This window comes from Pseudomonas sp. LBUM1659 (assembly GCF_059716045.1).
Genome location: NZ_CP166797.1, coordinates 5,803,056 through 5,821,092, shown reverse-complemented (window position 1 = coordinate 5,821,092; position 18,037 = coordinate 5,803,056). Strand labels below are relative to the sequence as shown.

Here is an 18,037-nt window from a genome sequence, read left to right as displayed (position 1 = left end):
CGCAACAGCTCCGCGCCGCGACGCAGGTGTCACGGGCGGGGAGCGCTGTTTATTCTTTCGCAGAGTCTACAGGGGAGTGGGCTTCATCGGCTTCATCGTCTGCAGAATCCGGTGCAGTTTCGGTCGCTTCGGCCGGCTCGACTTCAACCTCGTCGGTCGTCATGGAGCTGCTGTCATAGCTGCTTTCAGCGGCGCTTTCATACTCCTGCTGAATCGCAGTAAAACCGCCGGACAGCGCAGCCACGAAGGCGATGGCGATAAACACCACCCACAACGAAGACAGCACTTTGACGGCGGTGCTGTTGGGCGGTGGAGGTGGGCCGTAGCGATTGGCGATGTTGGAGCCGGGGACGACCATGATCACGAACGGAAAGAGGCTGCCCACGAACGGGACGAAGTTCAACAGCCAAAGCCACCCGGACCAGCCGATGTCGTGTAAACGCTGCACGCTGATCTGAATGCTGACGACCACGACCGCGATGAACAGGATCAGCGCCACCAGGCCACCGCCAATCAGGCCGGCAGTCGAGTCTGCGCTGATCAGGGCCAAGGCGAAAATGGCGAGTACCGATCCGACACCCAGCATCACAAGGGTCAGGACCATCGTCCACGCGAGATACCGCAAGCGACCGATACGCCCTTCGACACTGAACGGCTTGAGTGTGGCGAAAGCTGGCAGGCTTTCTCCGACGCTAGCCTGAGGCGGGGCGTAAGGGGACACCGGGTCGACGAAGGCAGGTTGGGCCTTGGCGGGAAGGTGTTCGTGAGCGTCGGCCAGGTTCAGCTCAATGGACGATTCGCTTTCGATCCGTGCATTGATGCCGGTTTTCGTCAGTGCCTGAAGGTAGGTTTGCGCCTCGACTTGCGACAAACCTTGCTTGAGCGTGACGGTCTTGCCCGTGAACAGCCGCTCGATCGCTGCGACTTCGCTTTTGTACAGCGCGGCGAGACTCTGTTTGGCGGTAGTGAGGTCAACACCTGGCAGCAGAGCGCCGTCGAACACGATCTTGAAACGGTTTTCGCTCATTGCGAGGCATCCTTGTCGCGAGTGTTTGAGTTAGGAAGTGTTACAGGCATGGATGGAGTGTAGGGCCAGCCGGGCGTGGCTGGCCGAAACATTCATCTCAGCGCGGCCAGCGCTTTGGCAGCTGTGCCGCCAATTCCAGTGCCTTCCGGTATTCCGCATCCAGCCGTGCGACCAATTGATCGACACTCGGCAAATCATCGATTTCCCCGACGCCCTGGCCCGCAGACCACACGGTTTTCCAGGCCTTGGCTTCATCGCTGATCGGTTTGAGTTTGGAACCGAAGTTGACCTCCCCCTTGTTTTGCAGGGCTGCCATGTCGAAACCTGCTGCTTCCAGGCTTTGGCGCATGAAGCTCGCCGGTACGCCCGACACCGCTGGAGTATGGACGATGTCCGCCGCCCTGGAAGTCAGCAACATCTCCTTGTAGGCGTCAGGCGCATGACTTTCAGTAGTGCCTATAAATCGCGTACCGAAGTAGGCCAAATCCGCACCGAGCAATTGCGCGGCAAGAATCTCGTGGCCGTGGTTCAGGCAGCCGGCCAACAGCAGGGTCTTGTCGAAGAACTGACGTATTTCGGCGATCAGTGAGAACGGGCTCCACGTGCCAGCGTGGCCTCCGGCGCCAGCGGCCACGGCTATCAAACCGTCCACGCCGGCCTCGGCGGCTTTTTCCGCATGGCGGCGAGTCGTCACGTCGTGGAATACCAAACCGCCGTAGCTATGCACGGCGTCGACCACTTCTTTCACGGCGCCCAGGCTTGTGATCACAATCGGCACTTTGTGCTCGATGCAGATCTCCAGATCCGCTTGCAGGCGCGGGTTGCTGTTGTGGGCGATCAGATTGACCGCATAAGGTGCCGGATTCTCCAGTGTCGCCAAACCTGCTTCGATCTCTTCCAGCCAGGCCTTGAAACCGCTGCTCTCGCGCTGGTTCAGCGCGGGGAAACTGCCGACCACGCCATTACGGCAGCAGGCGAGCACCAATTGCGGATTGGAGATCAGGAACATCGGCGCAGCCACCACGGGCAAACGCAAACGTTGTTCGAGCAGAGCGGGCAGCGACATTGGAAGTACTCCGGTGAGTTGTGATTATTGACGTTAGAACGGCCGAACCACGACCAGAATTACGATAGCCAGCAATATCAGAACCGGGACTTCATTGAACCAGCGATAAAAGACATGGCTGCGGGTGTTTTCGCCACGGGCAAAACGCTTCATCTGTGCGCCGCACATGTGGTGGTAGCCGATCAGGATCACAACCAGCGTCAGTTTGGCGTGAATCCATCCACCCTGACTGAAGATGCTTGGGTTGAGGCCGATCAGCGCAATGCCGAAAATCAGGGTGGCGATCATCGCCGGGCCCATGATGCCGCGATACAGTTTGCGCTCCATGATGCTGAAGCGTTCCTTGCTGACGGTGTCTTCACTTTGCGCATGATAAACGAACAGGCGCGGCAGGTAGAACAGGCCGGCAAACCAGCAGACCATGCTGACGATGTGAAGCGCTTTGAGCCACAGATAAAGCATTTTTAGTTATTCCCAGGTTCACGGTAGCCCGGATAGTAGAGGCTTGAGCATCCACACGTCACCTTGCTGGTTGTAGCAGGACGATACGCACCCTATTATCGACGGCTTTCCAGTGGGTTCGTTGAGGGCAGGTTTATGGTCAAGGTCGGTATCGTCGGCGGCACGGGTTACACCGGTGTCGAACTGCTGCGTCTGTTGGCACAGCATCCGCAAGCTGAAGTGGTAGTGATCACTTCCCGATCCGAGGCTGGCCTGGCCGTGGCCGACATGTACCCGAACCTGCGAGGCCATTACGACGGCTTGGCGTTCAGCGTTCCGGACATCAAGACGCTGGGGGCCTGTGATGTGGTGTTCTTCGCCACGCCTCACGGTGTTGCCCATGCGTTGGCCGGCGAACTGCTCGCGGCCGGGACCAAGGTCATCGACCTGTCGGCGGACTTCCGTCTGCAAGACGCCGCAGAGTGGGCCAAGTGGTACGGCCAGCCGCACGGTGCGCCGGAACTGCTGGAAGAAGCGGTCTATGGCTTGCCGGAAGTCAATCGTGAGCAGATCAAGGATGCTCGCTTGATCGCCGTTCCGGGTTGCTACCCGACCGCTACGCAATTGGGTTTCCTGCCCTTGCTCGAAGCGGGTCTGGCCGATACCACTCGTTTGATCGCTGACTGCAAATCCGGCGTCAGCGGTGCCGGGCGTGGTGCCTCCGTAGGATCGCTGTACTCCGAAACGTCAGAAAGCATGAAAGCTTACTCGGTCAAAGGTCATCGTCACTTGCCGGAAATCCGCCAGGGGCTGCGTCGCGCAGCGGGCAAGGATGTCGGTCTGACGTTCGTTCCGCACCTGACGCCAATGATTCGTGGCATTCACTCAACGCTTTACGCGACCGTCGTGGATCGCTCGGTCGATCTGCAAGCGTTGTTTGAAAAACGCTATGCCAACGAACCGTTCGTCGACGTGATGCCGACCGGCAGCCATCCGGAAACTCGCAGCGTGCGCGGTGCCAACGTGTGCCGTATTGCCGTGCATCGTCCGCAGGATGGCGATCTGGTGGTGGTGCTGTCGGTGATCGACAACCTGGTGAAAGGTGCGTCGGGTCAGGCGGTGCAGAACATGAACATCCTGTTTGGTCTGGATGAGCGTCTGGGCTTGTCCCACGCGGGCATGCTGCCCTAAGGCGCTAACCCGCACAGCAAAAAGGCCCATTCAGTGGGCCTTTTTGCATTCTGGCCCGACGATTTGCTTGATTGATATACCGTAACAATAGTTGACCGCTTTTCTAGGACAAGCGGATAATGCGCGTCATCACGCATTATGGCGGCGTAACGCCGGGAGATAGTCAGCATGAGCGTCGAATCCTTCACCCCCACGGCTTTGCAATTCACCCACGGTGCCGCGCACAAGGTGAAGAGCCTGGTCGATGAAGAGGGGAATGATCGCTTGAAGCTGCGCGTATTTGTTACGGGCGGCGGTTGTTCAGGTTTTCAGTACGGCTTTACCTTCGATGAAGAAGTAGCCGATGACGACACCATCGTCGAACGCGAAGGCGTGAGCCTGGTCGTGGACCCGATGAGCTTCCAGTACCTGGCAGGTGCCGAGGTGGATTATCAGGAAGGTCTGGAAGGTTCGCGCTTCGTGATCAAGAACCCGAACGCCAGCACTACTTGTGGCTGCGGCTCTTCGTTTTCGATCTGATCGCACTTCAGCGCAATGCAAAGCGCCGCAGAACCTCATGGGTTGTGCGGCGTTTTGCTGTCTGTCGCTCAGGCGGGGTAGATAGCGCCGAGTACGCGCAGGCCGCGAGCACCGGTGACGCTGGGGCGATTGGCGGCGATGCCTTCGAGACAGCAATGGGCCAGCCAGGCGAATGCCATGGCTTCAACCCAGTCGGGGTCTACACCCTGAGTGGCGGTGCTGCTGACTTGCGCATTCGGCAGTAAGTCGGCCAAGCGCTTCATCAGCGTGGCGTTGTGCGCGCCGCCACCGCAGACCAGCAATTCTTGAGTATCCGATTGGGCGTGTTGCAGTGACTCGATGATGGTCATGGCGGTGAGCTCAAGCAGGGTAGCTTGCACATCTTCGGCAGCGAAAGTCGGTAACTTCGTGAGGTGTTGTGTCAGCCATGGCAGGTTAAACACTTCGCGGCCGGTGCTTTTGGGGCCTTTGGTCAGGAAGAAGGGATCACTGAGCAGTTCATTCAGCAGTGCTGGTTCGACGTTGCCTCTGGCGGCCCATTGGCCGTCACGGTCAAAGTTGTCGCCGCGCTGCTGATGGATCCAGGCATCCAGCAGCACATTGCCCGGACCGCAGTCGAAGCCCGCAACGGGTTTGCCGGGTTCGATCAGGCTGAGATTACTGAATCCACCAACGTTCAATACCGCGCGATGACCTGCGCACTCATCAAACAAGGCTTCGTGGAAGGCCGGAACCAGAGGCGCACCCTGTCCGCCAGCGGCAACATCGCGACTGCGAAAGTCACTGACTACGGTGATGCCGGTCAACTCAGTCAACAGGGCAGGGTTGCCGATCTGCACCGTGAAGCCGCGCGCCGGCTCGTGGCGAATGGTCTGGCCGTGGCTGCCAATCGCACGAATGTCTTCAGGTTTCAGGTTTTGTAGATCAAGCAGGGTATGAATGCCCTGGGCAGCCAGTTTTACCCAGTTTTGTTGGGCGATGGCGGAGCGGGCAATCTCGTCCGGGCCGCTGGCGCACAAGCCAAGCAGCTCGGTGCGCAGGGATTCAGGCATGGGGATGTAGTGAGTGGCGATCAGCTTGATCGCCGGGGAGAGCTCGACCAGCGCGATGTCCAGGCCATCGAGACTGGTTCCAGACATCACACCTATATAGAGCGTCATGGCTTAGCGCTTGCTCGAAGCCAGCAAGGTAGATTTCTCTTGATCCATGCGCGCCATCAGCGGTTGGCTCTGCGCGAGGAAACGTGGGCGCTCGCCTTTGGAGATTGGATCAGCCATCGCCACCTTCTGGCCTAGTGGGTCGACGTGCACGCCATTGACCTGGAACTCGTAATGCAAATGCGGCCCGGTGGACAGTCCGGTGGTGCCGATGTAGCCGATCACCTGGCCTTGTTTGACAGTGCTACCGGTCTTTACGCCTTTGGCGAAGCCTTGCATGTGGCCATACAGCGTGGTGTAGGTGGCGCCGTGCTGGATGACCACGGTGTTGCCATAGCCACCACGACGCCCTGCCAGCAGTACTTTGCCGTCACCGGCGGCCTTGATCGGAGTGCCGCGCGGTGCTGCATAGTCGACGCCTTTGTGGGCGCGGATCTTGTTCAGGATCGGGTGCTTGCGTCCCATGGAGAATTTCGAACTGATGCGGGCAAAGTCTACCGGGGTGCGGATGAACGCTTTGCGCATGCTGTTGCCATCAGCGGTGTAGTAACTGGCGTTGCCCTGTTTGTTGGTGTAACGCACGGCGGTATAGGTCTTGCCGCGGTTGGTGAACCGCGCGGAGAGTATCGGGCCGTTGCCGACGGCCTTGCCGTTAACGACTTTCTGCTCGTAGATCACATCGAATTCGTCACCCTGGCGAATATCCTGGGCGAAGTCGACGTCGTAGCCAAACACGCTGGCCATGTCCATGGTCAGGCTGTGGGAGAGTCCGGCGCGAGCCGCGGATTGCGACAGCGAACTGTTGATCACGCCATGAACGTAGGCGGAGCGCACGGTAGGCTTGGTGGTGACGCGGTTGAACACATAACCCTTGTCATTCTTGGTCAGGGTAATGCTTTCGAGGTCGCTGAGCTTGCTGTGCAGGTTAGTCAGCTGGCCTTCCGGGTTTAGTTCGAATTCGAGCTTCTGGCCATGTTTAAGCTGGCTGAACTGCTTGGCTTGCTTGTCGCTGGCCAGGATTTCATGCACCGACGTAGCCGGGAGGCCGACTTTTTCAAACAGAGTGGACAGAGTATCGCCTTTGGTGACGATCACTTCCCTGTGGCTTGGAGACTTCTTTTCTTCAACCGCAGGCGCGGCTTGAGCGGTTTCCTGCGGTTCTTCGGTGCTGTTTTCGATCTGCGCGAAAGGGGTGACTACAGGCTCATTTGTGGCTTGAGCGGCGTCAGCAGCGTCTTGGTCTTGTGACAGTTGTTCAGCAGGGCTTTCCAGTTCAAGACTCAGGGTGGTCCTTTTGGCTTCAACATCGCTGGAAGGGAATACCAGAAGCGCCAGGCTCAGCAGGGCGGCGATGCCACTTGCTGCGAGCAGATGGGTCTTCGGGTAAAGCGGCGGCGCTTTAGACGATTCTTTGGTCATAAGTGATTTTTTGACTTTGAAAAAGATGAATTGGAAAAGATGAATGACATGATGAAGATGAAATAACTGTATAAAATATAACCAAATCATCGCTGAAGCAAGTCCGCGGACACTCTGCCGGCGGATTGGCGACATTGCGCGGGCCAAACTTTGTATTTGACGCGTGATCTTGTATGGTTGGTCCCCTTTGAATTCGAGCCTTGCGGGTCTGTTATGAAGTCGGTTGAAGAGCAGCTAGCGCTGATTAAACGTGGTGCGGAAGAACTGTTGGTCGAGTCCGAGCTGATCGAGAAGCTCAAACGTGGCCAACCGCTACGTATTAAGGCTGGCTTCGATCCGACCGCGCCGGATTTGCACCTGGGTCACACCGTGCTTATTAATAAGCTGCGTCAGTTCCAGGAGCTGGGGCATCAGGTGATCTTCCTTATAGGTGACTTCACCGGGATGATCGGGGATCCGAGCGGTAAGAGTGCGACACGTCCGCCGCTTACCCGTGAGCAAGTTCTCGAGAATGCCGAGACCTACAAGACTCAAGTCTTCAAGATTCTTGATCCGGCAAAAACCGAAGTTGCGTTCAACTCCACCTGGATGGACCAGATGGGGCCTGCAGACTTCATTCGCCTGACTTCGCAGTACACGGTTGCTCGCATGCTCGAGCGCGACGACTTCGACAAGCGCTACACGACCAATCAGCCAATCGCTATCCACGAGTTCCTCTATCCGCTGGTTCAGGGTTACGACTCGGTGGCGTTGCGTGCGGATATCGAGTTGGGCGGGACCGACCAGAAGTTCAACCTGTTGATGGGGCGCGAACTGCAGCGCGGATACGGTCAAGAGCCACAGTGCATTCTGACGATGCCGTTGCTCGAAGGTCTGGATGGCGTGAAGAAAATGTCCAAGTCCTTGGGTAACTACGTCGGTATTCAGGAGGCACCGGGTGTCATGTACAGCAAGCTGGTATCCATTCCGGATGCGCTGATGTGGCGCTACTTCGAACTGCTCAGCTTCCGCTCCATGGATGAGATCAATGCATTCCGTGCGGATGTCGAGGCTGGTGCGAACCCGCGTGACATCAAGATCAAACTGGCAGAAGAGATCGTTGCGCGCTTCCATGGCGAGGAAGCTGCCGCCAATGCGCACCGTGGAGCGGGCAATCGCATGAAAGAAGGCGAGCTACCAGATGATCTGCCGGAGATCGAATTGACTGCTGCTGAAGATATGCCGATTGCGGCTGTTCTTAATAAGGCCGGGCTGGTGAAGAATTCTGCAGTGGCGCGTGACCTGTTGAGCTCTGGCGGTGTGCGTATAGATGGTGAGGTGGTCGATCGCACCTTTATATACGTACTGGGTGCAACGCACGTTTGCCAAGCCGGCAAGAAGTCATTTGCGCGAATTACGCTGAAATCCGAGTAAGGCCGCAATCAGTGCTTGACGCCAGATTCTGGGTGTCTATAATTCGCCCCACTTCCGGCGCAGTCGAAGCTGAAAACTCCTTGATAAACAAAGAGTTACGCGGTTTTGGCAGTAAGCGGCTTCAGGTCATCGAAGCCCGAAAGGAGTTGAAAAAGAGGTGTTGACAGCAGCGTGTAACGCTGTAGAATTCGCCTCCCGCTGACGAGAGATCGAAGGCGCAAGTGGTTGAAGTTACAAAGGAAACTTTGAAAACTTCTGAAAATAACCGCTTGACAGCAACAGAGGCTGCTGTAGAATGCGCGCCTCGGTTGAGACGAAAGATCTTAACCAATCGCTCTTTAACAACTGAATCAAGCAATTCGTGTGGGTGCTTGTGGAGTAAGACTGATAGTCAACAAGATTATCAGCATCACAAGTTGCTCCGCGAGAAATCAAAGATGTAACCAACGATTGCTGAGCCAAGTTTAGGGTTTCTTAAAAACCCAAAGATGTTTGAACTGAAGAGTTTGATCATGGCTCAGATTGAACGCTGGCGGCAGGCCTAACACATGCAAGTCGAGCGGTAGAGAGGAGCTTGCTTCTCTTGAGAGCGGCGGACGGGTGAGTAATGCCTAGGAATCTGCCTGGTAGTGGGGGATAACGCTCGGAAACGGACGCTAATACCGCATACGTCCTACGGGAGAAAGCAGGGGACCTTCGGGCCTTGCGCTATCAGATGAGCCTAGGTCGGATTAGCTAGTTGGTGAGGTAATGGCTCACCAAGGCGACAATCCGTAACTGGTCTGAGAGGATGATCAGTCACACTGGAACTGAGACACGGTCCAGACTCCTACGGGAGGCAGCAGTGGGGAATATTGGACAATGGGCGAAAGCCTGATCCAGCCATGCCGCGTGTGTGAAGAAGGTCTTCGGATTGTAAAGCACTTTAAGTTGGGAGGAAGGGCATTAACCTAATACGTTGGTGCCTTGACGTTACCGACAGAATAAGCACCGGCTAACTCTGTGCCAGCAGCCGCGGTAATACAGAGGGTGCAAGCGTTAATCGGAATTACTGGGCGTAAAGCGCGCGTAGGTGGTTTGTTAAGTTGGATGTGAAATCCCCGGGCTCAACCTGGGAACTGCATTCAAAACTGACAAGCTAGAGTATGGTAGAGGGTGGTGGAATTTCCTGTGTAGCGGTGAAATGCGTAGATATAGGAAGGAACACCAGTGGCGAAGGCGACCACCTGGACTGATACTGACACTGAGGTGCGAAAGCGTGGGGAGCAAACAGGATTAGATACCCTGGTAGTCCACGCCGTAAACGATGTCAACTAGCCGTTGGGAGCCTTGAGCTCTTAGTGGCGCAGCTAACGCATTAAGTTGACCGCCTGGGGAGTACGGCCGCAAGGTTAAAACTCAAATGAATTGACGGGGGCCCGCACAAGCGGTGGAGCATGTGGTTTAATTCGAAGCAACGCGAAGAACCTTACCAGGCCTTGACATCCAATGAACTTTCCAGAGATGGATTGGTGCCTTCGGGAACATTGAGACAGGTGCTGCATGGCTGTCGTCAGCTCGTGTCGTGAGATGTTGGGTTAAGTCCCGTAACGAGCGCAACCCTTGTCCTTAGTTACCAGCACGTGATGGTGGGCACTCTAAGGAGACTGCCGGTGACAAACCGGAGGAAGGTGGGGATGACGTCAAGTCATCATGGCCCTTACGGCCTGGGCTACACACGTGCTACAATGGTCGGTACAGAGGGTTGCCAAGCCGCGAGGTGGAGCTAATCCCATAAAACCGATCGTAGTCCGGATCGCAGTCTGCAACTCGACTGCGTGAAGTCGGAATCGCTAGTAATCGCGAATCAGAATGTCGCGGTGAATACGTTCCCGGGCCTTGTACACACCGCCCGTCACACCATGGGAGTGGGTTGCACCAGAAGTAGCTAGTCTAACCTTCGGGAGGACGGTTACCACGGTGTGATTCATGACTGGGGTGAAGTCGTAACAAGGTAGCCGTAGGGGAACCTGCGGCTGGATCACCTCCTTAATCGACGACATCAGCTGCTCCATAAGCTCCCACACGAATTGCTTGATTCATTGAAGAAGACGAAAGAAGCAGCCTGTATCGGTTTGTAGCTGAGTTGGTTAGAGCGCACCCCATGCTTTGTGGTAAAGAGCAGGGTGAGGTCGGCCTTAGTAGCTCGAAATTGGGTCTGTAGCTCAGTTGGTTAGAGCGCACCCCTGATAAGGGTGAGGTCGGCAGTTCGAATCTGCCCAGACCCACCAATTTTGTGTGGGAAACGCCTGTAGAAATACGGGGCCATAGCTCAGCTGGGAGAGCGCCTGCCTTGCACGCAGGAGGTCAACGGTTCGATCCCGTTTGGCTCCACCACTACTGCTTCTGTTTGTATAAAGCTTAGAAATGAGCATTCCATCGTGGTGATGGTGAATGTTGATTTCTAGTCTTTGACTAGTTCGTTCTTTAAAAATTTGGGTATGTGATAGAAAGATAGACTGGACGTTACTTTCACTGGTAGCGGATCAGGCTAAGGTAAAATTTGTGAGTTAAATTGCGAATTTTCGGCGAATGTCGTCTTCACAGTATAACCAGATTGCTTGGGGTTATATGGTCAAGTGAAGAAGCGCATACGGTGGATGCCTTGGCAGTCAGAGGCGATGAAAGACGTGGTAGCCTGCGAAAAGCTTCGGGGAGTCGGCAAACAGACTTTGATCCGGAGATGTCTGAATGGGGGAACCCAGCCATCATAAGATGGTTATCTTAAGCTGAATACATAGGCTTAAGAGGCGAACCAGGGGAACTGAAACATCTAAGTACCCTGAGGAAAAGAAATCAACCGAGATTCCCTTAGTAGTGGCGAGCGAACGGGGACTAGCCCTTAAGTGGCTTTGAGATTAGCGGAACGCTCTGGAAAGTGCGGCCATAGTGGGTGATAGCCCTGTACGCGAAAATCTCTTGGTCATGAAATCGAGTAGGACGGAGCACGAGAAACTTTGTCTGAATATGGGGGGACCATCCTCCAAGGCTAAATACTACTGACTGACCGATAGTGAACTAGTACCGTGAGGGAAAGGCGAAAAGAACCCCGGAGAGGGGAGTGAAATAGATCCTGAAACCGTATGCGTACAAGCAGTGGGAGCCCACTTTGTTGGGTGACTGCGTACCTTTTGTATAATGGGTCAGCGACTTATTTTCAGTGGCGAGCTTAACCGAATAGGGGAGGCGTAGCGAAAGCGAGTCTTAATAGGGCGTCTAGTCGCTGGGAATAGACCCGAAACCGGGCGATCTATCCATGGGCAGGTTGAAGGTTGGGTAACACTAACTGGAGGACCGAACCGACTACCGTTGAAAAGTTAGCGGATGACCTGTGGATCGGAGTGAAAGGCTAATCAAGCTCGGAGATAGCTGGTTCTCCTCGAAAGCTATTTAGGTAGCGCCTCATGTATCACTGTAGGGGGTAGAGCACTGTTTCGGCTAGGGGGTCATCCCGACTTACCAAACCGATGCAAACTCCGAATACCTACAAGTGCCGAGCATGGGAGACACACGGCGGGTGCTAACGTCCGTCGTGAAAAGGGAAACAACCCAGACCGTCAGCTAAGGTCCCAAAGTTATGGTTAAGTGGGAAACGATGTGGGAAGGCTTAGACAGCTAGGAGGTTGGCTTAGAAGCAGCCACCCTTTAAAGAAAGCGTAATAGCTCACTAGTCGAGTCGGCCTGCGCGGAAGATGTAACGGGGCTCAAACCATACACCGAAGCTACGGGTATCACTTAGGTGATGCGGTAGAGGAGCGTTCTGTAAGCCTGTGAAGGTGAGTTGAGAAGCTTGCTGGAGGTATCAGAAGTGCGAATGCTGACATGAGTAACGACAATGGGTGTGAAAAACACCCACGCCGAAAGACCAAGGTTTCCTGCGCAACGTTAATCGACGCAGGGTTAGTCGGTCCCTAAGGCGAGGCTGAAAAGCGTAGTCGATGGAAAACAGGTTAATATTCCTGTACTTCTGGTTATTGCGATGGAGGGACGGAGAAGGCTAGGCCAGCTTGGCGTTGGTTGTCCAAGTTTAAGGTGGTAGGCTGGAATCTTAGGTAAATCCGGGATTCTAAGGCCGAGAGCTGATGACGAGTGTACTTTTAGTACACGAAGTGGTTGATGCCATGCTTCCAAGAAAAGCTTCTAAGCTTCAGGTAACCAGGAACCGTACCCCAAACCGACACAGGTGGTTGGGTAGAGAATACCAAGGCGCTTGAGAGAACTCGGGTGAAGGAACTAGGCAAAATGGCACCGTAACTTCGGGAGAAGGTGCGCCGGTGAGGGTGAAGCATTTACTGCGTAAGCCCATGCCGGTCGAAGATACCAGGCCGCTGCGACTGTTTATTAAAAACACAGCACTCTGCAAACACGAAAGTGGACGTATAGGGTGTGACGCCTGCCCGGTGCCGGAAGGTTAATTGATGGGGTTAGCTAACGCGAAGCTCTTGATCGAAGCCCCGGTAAACGGCGGCCGTAACTATAACGGTCCTAAGGTAGCGAAATTCCTTGTCGGGTAAGTTCCGACCTGCACGAATGGCGTAACGATGGCGGCGCTGTCTCCACCCGAGACTCAGTGAAATTGAAATCGCTGTGAAGATGCAGTGTATCCGCGGCTAGACGGAAAGACCCCGTGAACCTTTACTATAGCTTTGCACTGGACTTTGAATTTGCTTGTGTAGGATAGGTGGGAGGCTTTGAAGCGTGGACGCCAGTTCGCGTGGAGCCAACCTTGAAATACCACCCTGGCAACTTTGAGGTTCTAACTCAGGTCCGTTATCCGGATCGAGGACAGTGTATGGTGGGTAGTTTGACTGGGGCGGTCTCCTCCTAAAGAGTAACGGAGGAGTACGAAGGTGCGCTCAGACCGGTCGGAAATCGGTCGTAGAGTATAAAGGCAAAAGCGCGCTTGACTGCGAGACAGACACGTCGAGCAGGTACGAAAGTAGGTCTTAGTGATCCGGTGGTTCTGTATGGAAGGGCCATCGCTCAACGGATAAAAGGTACTCCGGGGATAACAGGCTGATACCGCCCAAGAGTTCATATCGACGGCGGTGTTTGGCACCTCGATGTCGGCTCATCACATCCTGGGGCTGAAGCCGGTCCCAAGGGTATGGCTGTTCGCCATTTAAAGTGGTACGCGAGCTGGGTTTAGAACGTCGTGAGACAGTTCGGTCCCTATCTGCCGTGGACGTTTGAGATTTGAGAGGGGCTGCTCCTAGTACGAGAGGACCGGAGTGGACGAACCTCTGGTGTTCCGGTTGTCACGCCAGTGGCATTGCCGGGTAGCTATGTTCGGAATAGATAACCGCTGAAAGCATCTAAGCGGGAAACTAGCCTCAAGATGAGATCTCACTGGGACCTTGAGTCCCCTGAAGGGCCGTCGAAGACTACGACGTTGATAGGTTGGGTGTGTAAGCGCTGTGAGGCGTTGAGCTAACCAATACTAATTGCCCGTGAGGCTTGACCATATAACACCCAAGCAATCTGTGAACTCGAAAGAGACCAGATTGCGGTGTGTGAAGACGATACACATTCGAAAATTCGAAACGAAACACACAAATCTATTACATACCCATTCGCTGGAGCGTGATCTCGCAAGAGAAAACGACCTGGCTACCGAATTTCTTGACGACCATAGAGCATTGGAACCACCTGATCCCATCCCGAACTCAGCAGTGAAACGATGCATCGCCGATGGTAGTGTGGGGTTTCCCCATGTGAGAGTAGGTCATCGTCAAGATTAAATTCCGAAACCCCTATCTGCGTATGCAGGTAGGGGTTTTGTTTTGTCCGCAGGAAATCCGTCTTGTCGGGTTTCTATGCAACGGCTCGGGGCATGGCTATCATGCGGGCCTCATTGTGAGGCGAGACTTGCATGCTGACGTTGTTAAAGCTTCTTAAGGATGGCCGGTTCCATTCGGGCCAGGCCCTGGGTGTTGCCCTAGGTGTCAGTCGTAGTGCGGTGTGGAAGCAGCTTCAGCATTTAGAGGCTGAGCTTGGTTTGTCAATTCATAAGGTGCGCGGTCGCGGATATCAGCTGGCGGCACCGCTGACGTTGCTTGATCCTGTCGCCATAAAAAACAACGCACCTACGTGTGACTGGCCGATTTTGGTCTTCGATTCAATAGACTCCACCAACGCTGAAGCTTTGCGGGCTATTGAGCGTGGCCAAGCTGCGCCATTTTTGGTGCTTGCCGAACGTCAGACGGCTGGTCGCGGGCGGCGAGGCCGCAAATGGGTCAGTCCTTTTGCAGAAAACATCTATTACAGTCTGGTATTGCGTATTGAAGGCGGAATGCGGCAACTGGAAGGGTTGAGTCTCGTTGTCGGTCTTGCGGTCATGCAGACCTTGCGAACGCTCGGTGTTCCGGGAGTGGGATTAAAATGGCCTAACGATGTTTTGGTGGGGCAGAAAAAGATCGCCGGGATATTGCTCGAGTTGGTTGGCGATCCTGCGGATGTATGTCACGTGGTGTTGGGTGTCGGGATTAACGTCAACATGCAGATTGCGGATGAGGTCGATCAGTTATGGACGTCAATGCGTCTGGAGTCAGGCAAGGTATTTGATCGCAATTGCCTGGTTTCGGAGTTGGGCTCGATGCTCCAGGTATACCTGGCTCGGCACCAGCTCGACGGATTTTCCTCGATTCAGTCAGAGTGGGAGCAGAACCACCTATGGCAGGGGCGGGCAGTGTCTCTTATTGCCGGCGTAAGCCAGATAGATGGTGAGGTATTGGGTATCGACAGTCAGGGGGCTTTGCGCTTGAAAGTGAATGGCGTTGAAAAAGTCTTTAGTGGCGGTGAGCTCAGTCTGAGGTTGCGCGATGATTCTTGAGCTCGACTGTGGAAATAGTTTTATCAAGTGGCGTGTGCTCTGTGCTGATGTCAGGCGGGTGTTTAGCGAAGGCGTGGTTGATTCGGATGACGCTTTGCTGGAGGGTTTGAGCAGGCTTGGTGGGCTCGCTCTTAGGCATTGTCGGTTGGTTAGCGTCAGAACAGCCGAAGAAACCGCCGCTTTAACTTCTATATTGACGCAAACTTTCGGCGTGGCCGTAGTGTGTGCGACACCTGCTCGCGAAATGGCTGGTGTGCGCAACGGGTACGACGAGTTTGAGCGGCTGGGGCTTGATCGCTGGCTTGCGATGCTTGGAGGGTACCATCTGGCTTCTGGTGCGTGTCTGGTGCTTGATTTTGGTACGGCTGTGACTGCTGACTTCATTGCTCGGGATGGAGAGCACCTTGGCGGTTTTATTTGCCCTGGAATGCCCTTGATGCGCAACCAGCTGCGAACCCATACCCGCAGAATCCGATACGGTGACTTGGCTGCCGAGCGCGCGCTCGAGAGTCTCGCTCCTGGTCGTACAACCGTCGAAGCGGTTGAGCGAGGATGCTCTCTTATGTTGAGGGGGTTTGTAATGACTCAGTTGGAGCTGGCGCGTAGTTATTGGGGGAATGACTTTGCTGTGTTCCTCACCGGGGGGGATGCGACTCTGGTCTCCGGAATCGTGCCTGAGGCCAGGCTGGTTCCAGATCTGATTTTTGTAGGTTTAGCGATGGCGTGTCCCTTGTCCTGAGGTTTTTATGCGTTGGTTGTTTCTGTTGCTGCTCGTTCTCAACGTCTTTTATTACATTTGGCATCAACAAGAGGCCCCGCTACGGGCGAAAGATGTAACCCCTTTGAGCTTGTACCGAGGGGCGCAACAGGATATTCGCTTGCTAAGCGAGGCAACTGATGTGACCAGTGACAAGGGAAAGCCCGCAGTGGTGGGAAATGGCTGTCTCTATTTGGGGGGCTTTGTCCGTCAGGAGTCCGCTTTGGCGGCTGGGCGACGACTCGGCGAGATCGGAGTCAAGTTTCAGTCTCTGCCGAAAGACACCGCTGAATCGTCGGGTTATTGGGTGCGCGTAGCGCCCGAAAGCCAGCGTTTGCTGGATGATTTGCAGCTGCTAAACCTTTCTAAAGAATTCAATGAGTTAAAACATAAAATAATGCCGTGTGAGGGGGTTGCGCCGGCTGAATAGTTTGCATAGAATGGCGCCCGCTTCGCAGTGAAGACCTTTAACGGTCAACGGTGCTGGAGCGATGTCGACGCAGCTAAGCTCAGGTTTTTAATGAGAAAAATGCTTGACAGAAGGCTGGCATGATGTAGAATGCCGGCTCGCTTAGGAGGGGTTCCCGAGCGGCCAAAGGGATCAGACTGTAAATCTGACGTCTACGACTTCGAAGGTTCGAATCCTTCCCCCTCCACCATTTTTAGCGAGAGCTGCAAGCTCCGCGGGTATAGTTTAGTGGTAGAACCTCAGCCTTCCAAGCTGATGATGCGGGTTCGATTCCCGCTACCCGCTCCAAGTTTGCAGATCCTGCAAAGTGTTGCGCTCTTGTAGCTCAGTTGGTAGAGCACACCCTTGGTAAGGGTGAGGTCAGCGGTTCAAATCCGCTCAAGAGCTCCATATAACAAGGCAGATATGAAAATATCTGCCTTTGTTTTAATGGTTGATATTACTTGCTCAATTCGTTTGTTGGGGGTTGTTTCGATGGCTAAGGAAAAGTTCGATCGTTCGCTGCCGCACGTTAACGTTGGTACTATCGGTCACGTTGACCATGGTAAGACTACGCTGACTGCTGCTCTGACTCGTGTTTGCTCCGAGGTTTTCGGTTCGGCCATCGTTGATTTCGATAAAATCGACAGCGCGCCAGAAGAAAAAGCTCGTGGTATCACCATCAACACCGCACACGTCGAGTACAACTCGAAGATCCGTCACTACGCTCACGTTGACTGCCCAGGTCACGCTGACTATGTGAAGAACATGATCACTGGTGCTGCCCAGATGGACGGCGCTATCCTGGTTTGCTCGGCCGCTGATGGTCCGATGCCACAAACCCGTGAGCACATCCTGCTGTCCCGTCAGGTAGGCGTTCCGTACATCGTGGTTTTCCTGAACAAGGCTGACCTGGTAGACGACGCTGAGCTGCTGGAACTGGTTGAGATGGAAGTGCGCGATCTGCTGAGCACTTACGACTTCCCAGGTGACGACACTCCGATCATCATCGGTTCTGCTCGTATGGCTCTGGAAGGCAAAGACGACAACGAAATGGGCACCACTGCCGTTCGTAAACTGGTTGAAACTCTGGACAGCTACATCCCAGAACCAGTTCGTCTGACCGACAAGCCGTTCCTGATGCCAATCGAAGACGTATTCTCGATCTCCGGTCGCGGTACTGTTGTGACTGGTCGTATCGAGCGCGGTATCGTTCGCGTTCAGGATCCGCTGGAAATCGTTGGTCTGCGTGACACTACCGTCACCACCTGCACCGGTGTTGAAATGTTCCGCAAGCTGCTCGACGAAGGTCGTGCTGGCGAGAACTGCGGCGTGCTGCTGCGCGGCACCAAGCGTGACGACGTTGAGCGTGGTCAGGTTCTGGTTAAGCCGGGTTCGGTTAAGCCGCACACCAAGTTCACCGCAGAAGTTTACGTTCTGAGCAAGGAAGAAGGCGGTCGTCATACTCCGTTCTTCAAAGGCTACCGTCCACAGTTCTACTTCCGTACTACTGACGTGACTGGTAACTGCGAGCTGCCAGAAGGCGTTGAAATGGTAATGCCAGGTGACAACATTCAGATGACTGTTACCCTGATCAAAACCATCGCGATGGAAGATGGTCTGCGTTTCGCTATCCGTGAAGGCGGTCGTACCGTCGGCGCTGGTGTCGTAGCCAAAATCATCGAGTAAATTGTTGTAATGTCTTTTTCGGGCCGGCATAATGGTCGG

Annotated in this window: 12 protein-coding genes, 5 tRNA genes and 3 rRNA genes; 15 read left to right on the top strand and 5 right to left on the bottom strand. The window is 54.8% G+C overall.

The window, feature by feature from the left end; translation table 11 throughout:
- Positions 1-49: 49 nt before the first annotated feature.
- From ACA048_RS26640 to hemJ, 3 genes are all read right to left on the bottom strand, one after another.
- Positions 50-1,027 carry a DUF805 domain-containing protein gene (locus tag ACA048_RS26640; RefSeq protein ID WP_497626936.1) on the bottom strand — a complete coding sequence of 326 codons (978 nt, stop codon included), beginning with the start codon at positions 1,025-1,027 and terminating at the stop codon, positions 50-52.
- A gap of 97 nt (positions 1,028-1,124) precedes the next feature.
- On the bottom strand, positions 1,125-2,093 hold the full coding sequence (locus ACA048_RS26635) for an NAD(P)H-dependent flavin oxidoreductase (RefSeq protein WP_497626935.1): 969 nt from the start codon (positions 2,091-2,093) through the stop codon (positions 1,125-1,127).
- Between the two features lie 33 nt (positions 2,094-2,126).
- Positions 2,127-2,555: a protoporphyrinogen oxidase HemJ gene (gene hemJ, locus ACA048_RS26630; protein WP_497626934.1), complete on the bottom strand. Its 429-nt coding sequence runs from the start codon at positions 2,553-2,555 to the stop codon at positions 2,127-2,129.
- Between the two features lie 135 nt (positions 2,556-2,690).
- Here hemJ and argC point away from each other — a divergent pair, with 135 nt between their 5' ends.
- Together argC and erpA are read left to right on the top strand one after the other, a co-directional pair.
- Positions 2,691-3,725 (top strand): N-acetyl-gamma-glutamyl-phosphate reductase, encoded by a 1,035-nt coding sequence (gene argC, locus ACA048_RS26625; RefSeq protein WP_007947970.1) that lies wholly within the window; start codon positions 2,691-2,693, stop codon positions 3,723-3,725.
- Between the two features lie 168 nt (positions 3,726-3,893).
- Entirely contained in the window at positions 3,894-4,244 is a 351-nt protein-coding gene (gene erpA / locus ACA048_RS26620; RefSeq protein WP_007947969.1) for an iron-sulfur cluster insertion protein ErpA, read from the top strand.
- Positions 4,245-4,312: 68 nt separating this feature from the next.
- On the opposite strand, the gene ACA048_RS26615 is transcribed toward erpA, so the two are convergent.
- Both ACA048_RS26615 and ACA048_RS26610 read right to left on the bottom strand, forming a co-directional pair.
- Entirely contained in the window at positions 4,313-5,404 is a 1,092-nt protein-coding gene (locus ACA048_RS26615; RefSeq protein ID WP_497626933.1) for an anhydro-N-acetylmuramic acid kinase, read from the bottom strand.
- Positions 5,405-5,407: 3 nt separating this feature from the next.
- Positions 5,408-6,820, bottom strand: a complete 1,413-nt coding sequence (locus ACA048_RS26610) for a peptidoglycan DD-metalloendopeptidase family protein (protein ID WP_497626932.1) — start codon at positions 6,818-6,820, stop codon at positions 5,408-5,410.
- 213 nt (positions 6,821-7,033) lie between these two features.
- On the opposite strand from ACA048_RS26610, the gene tyrS reads away from it, so the two are divergent.
- The 13 genes from tyrS to tuf all read left to right on the top strand — a co-directional run bounded on the left by tyrS (position 7,034) and on the right by tuf (position 17,998).
- Entirely contained in the window at positions 7,034-8,233 is a 1,200-nt protein-coding gene (gene tyrS / locus ACA048_RS26605) for a tyrosine--tRNA ligase (protein ID WP_497626931.1), read from the top strand.
- A gap of 494 nt (positions 8,234-8,727) precedes the next feature.
- A 16S ribosomal RNA gene (locus ACA048_RS26600) occupies positions 8,728-10,264 on the top strand.
- Between the two features lie 162 nt (positions 10,265-10,426).
- Positions 10,427-10,503, top strand: a tRNA-Ile gene (locus ACA048_RS26595).
- A 30-nt stretch (positions 10,504-10,533) separates the two neighbouring features.
- Positions 10,534-10,609 (top strand) — tRNA-Ala (locus ACA048_RS26590).
- Between the two features lie 236 nt (positions 10,610-10,845).
- Positions 10,846-13,737, top strand: a 23S ribosomal RNA gene (locus ACA048_RS26585).
- Between the two features lie 156 nt (positions 13,738-13,893).
- Positions 13,894-14,009 (top strand): 5S ribosomal RNA (rrf, locus tag ACA048_RS26580).
- Together the 16S, 23S and 5S rRNA genes with 2 tRNA genes alongside form the textbook arrangement of a ribosomal RNA operon.
- Positions 14,010-14,144: 135 nt before the next feature.
- Positions 14,145-15,104 carry a bifunctional biotin--[acetyl-CoA-carboxylase] ligase/biotin operon repressor BirA gene (gene birA, locus ACA048_RS26575; protein WP_497626930.1) on the top strand — a complete coding sequence of 320 codons (960 nt, stop codon included), beginning with the start codon at positions 14,145-14,147 and terminating at the stop codon, positions 15,102-15,104.
- The gene (locus ACA048_RS26570) at positions 15,094-15,843 is read left to right on the top strand and encodes a pantothenate kinase (RefSeq protein WP_497626929.1); all 750 of its coding nucleotides are present in this window, start codon (positions 15,094-15,096) and stop codon (positions 15,841-15,843) included. The genes birA and ACA048_RS26570 overlap by 11 nt, the downstream gene beginning before the upstream one ends.
- Before the next feature lie 7 nt (positions 15,844-15,850).
- Positions 15,851-16,291 carry a hypothetical protein gene (locus tag ACA048_RS26565; RefSeq protein ID WP_497626928.1) on the top strand — a complete coding sequence of 147 codons (441 nt, stop codon included), beginning with the start codon at positions 15,851-15,853 and terminating at the stop codon, positions 16,289-16,291.
- Between the two features lie 144 nt (positions 16,292-16,435).
- Positions 16,436-16,520, top strand: a tRNA-Tyr gene (locus ACA048_RS26560).
- Positions 16,521-16,544: 24 nt separating this feature from the next.
- A tRNA-Gly gene (locus tag ACA048_RS26555) sits at positions 16,545-16,618 on the top strand.
- A 26-nt stretch (positions 16,619-16,644) separates the two neighbouring features.
- Positions 16,645-16,720: transfer RNA gene (locus ACA048_RS26550), tRNA-Thr, on the top strand.
- A gap of 84 nt (positions 16,721-16,804) precedes the next feature.
- Complete coding sequence (gene tuf / locus ACA048_RS26545) at positions 16,805-17,998, top strand: elongation factor Tu (protein ID WP_027924378.1); 1,194 nt, start codon at positions 16,805-16,807, stop codon at positions 17,996-17,998.
- Positions 17,999-18,037: the final 39 nt, after the last annotated feature.

Excerpts from the sequence above, each read along its gene's own strand:
- ACA048_RS26640 (WP_497626936.1), bottom strand. The coding sequence starts at position 1,027 with ATGAGCGAAAACCGTTTCAAGATCGTGTTCGACGGCGCTCTGCTGCCA.
- ACA048_RS26635 (WP_497626935.1), bottom strand. The coding sequence starts at position 2,093 with ATGTCGCTGCCCGCTCTGCTCGAACAACGTTTGCGTTTGCCCGTGGTG.
- hemJ (WP_497626934.1), bottom strand. The coding sequence starts at position 2,555 with ATGCTTTATCTGTGGCTCAAAGCGCTTCACATCGTCAGCATGGTCTGC.
- argC (WP_007947970.1), top strand. The coding sequence starts at position 2,691 with ATGGTCAAGGTCGGTATCGTCGGCGGCACGGGTTACACCGGTGTCGAA.
- erpA (WP_007947969.1), top strand. The coding sequence starts at position 3,894 with ATGAGCGTCGAATCCTTCACCCCCACGGCTTTGCAATTCACCCACGGT.
- ACA048_RS26615 (WP_497626933.1), bottom strand. The coding sequence starts at position 5,404 with ATGACGCTCTATATAGGTGTGATGTCTGGAACCAGTCTCGATGGCCTG.
- ACA048_RS26610 (WP_497626932.1), bottom strand. The coding sequence starts at position 6,820 with ATGACCAAAGAATCGTCTAAAGCGCCGCCGCTTTACCCGAAGACCCAT.
- tyrS (WP_497626931.1), top strand. The coding sequence starts at position 7,034 with ATGAAGTCGGTTGAAGAGCAGCTAGCGCTGATTAAACGTGGTGCGGAA.
- birA (WP_497626930.1), top strand. The coding sequence starts at position 14,145 with ATGCTGACGTTGTTAAAGCTTCTTAAGGATGGCCGGTTCCATTCGGGC.
- ACA048_RS26570 (WP_497626929.1), top strand. The coding sequence starts at position 15,094 with ATGATTCTTGAGCTCGACTGTGGAAATAGTTTTATCAAGTGGCGTGTG.
- ACA048_RS26565 (WP_497626928.1), top strand. The coding sequence starts at position 15,851 with ATGCGTTGGTTGTTTCTGTTGCTGCTCGTTCTCAACGTCTTTTATTAC.
- tuf (WP_027924378.1), top strand. The coding sequence starts at position 16,805 with ATGGCTAAGGAAAAGTTCGATCGTTCGCTGCCGCACGTTAACGTTGGT.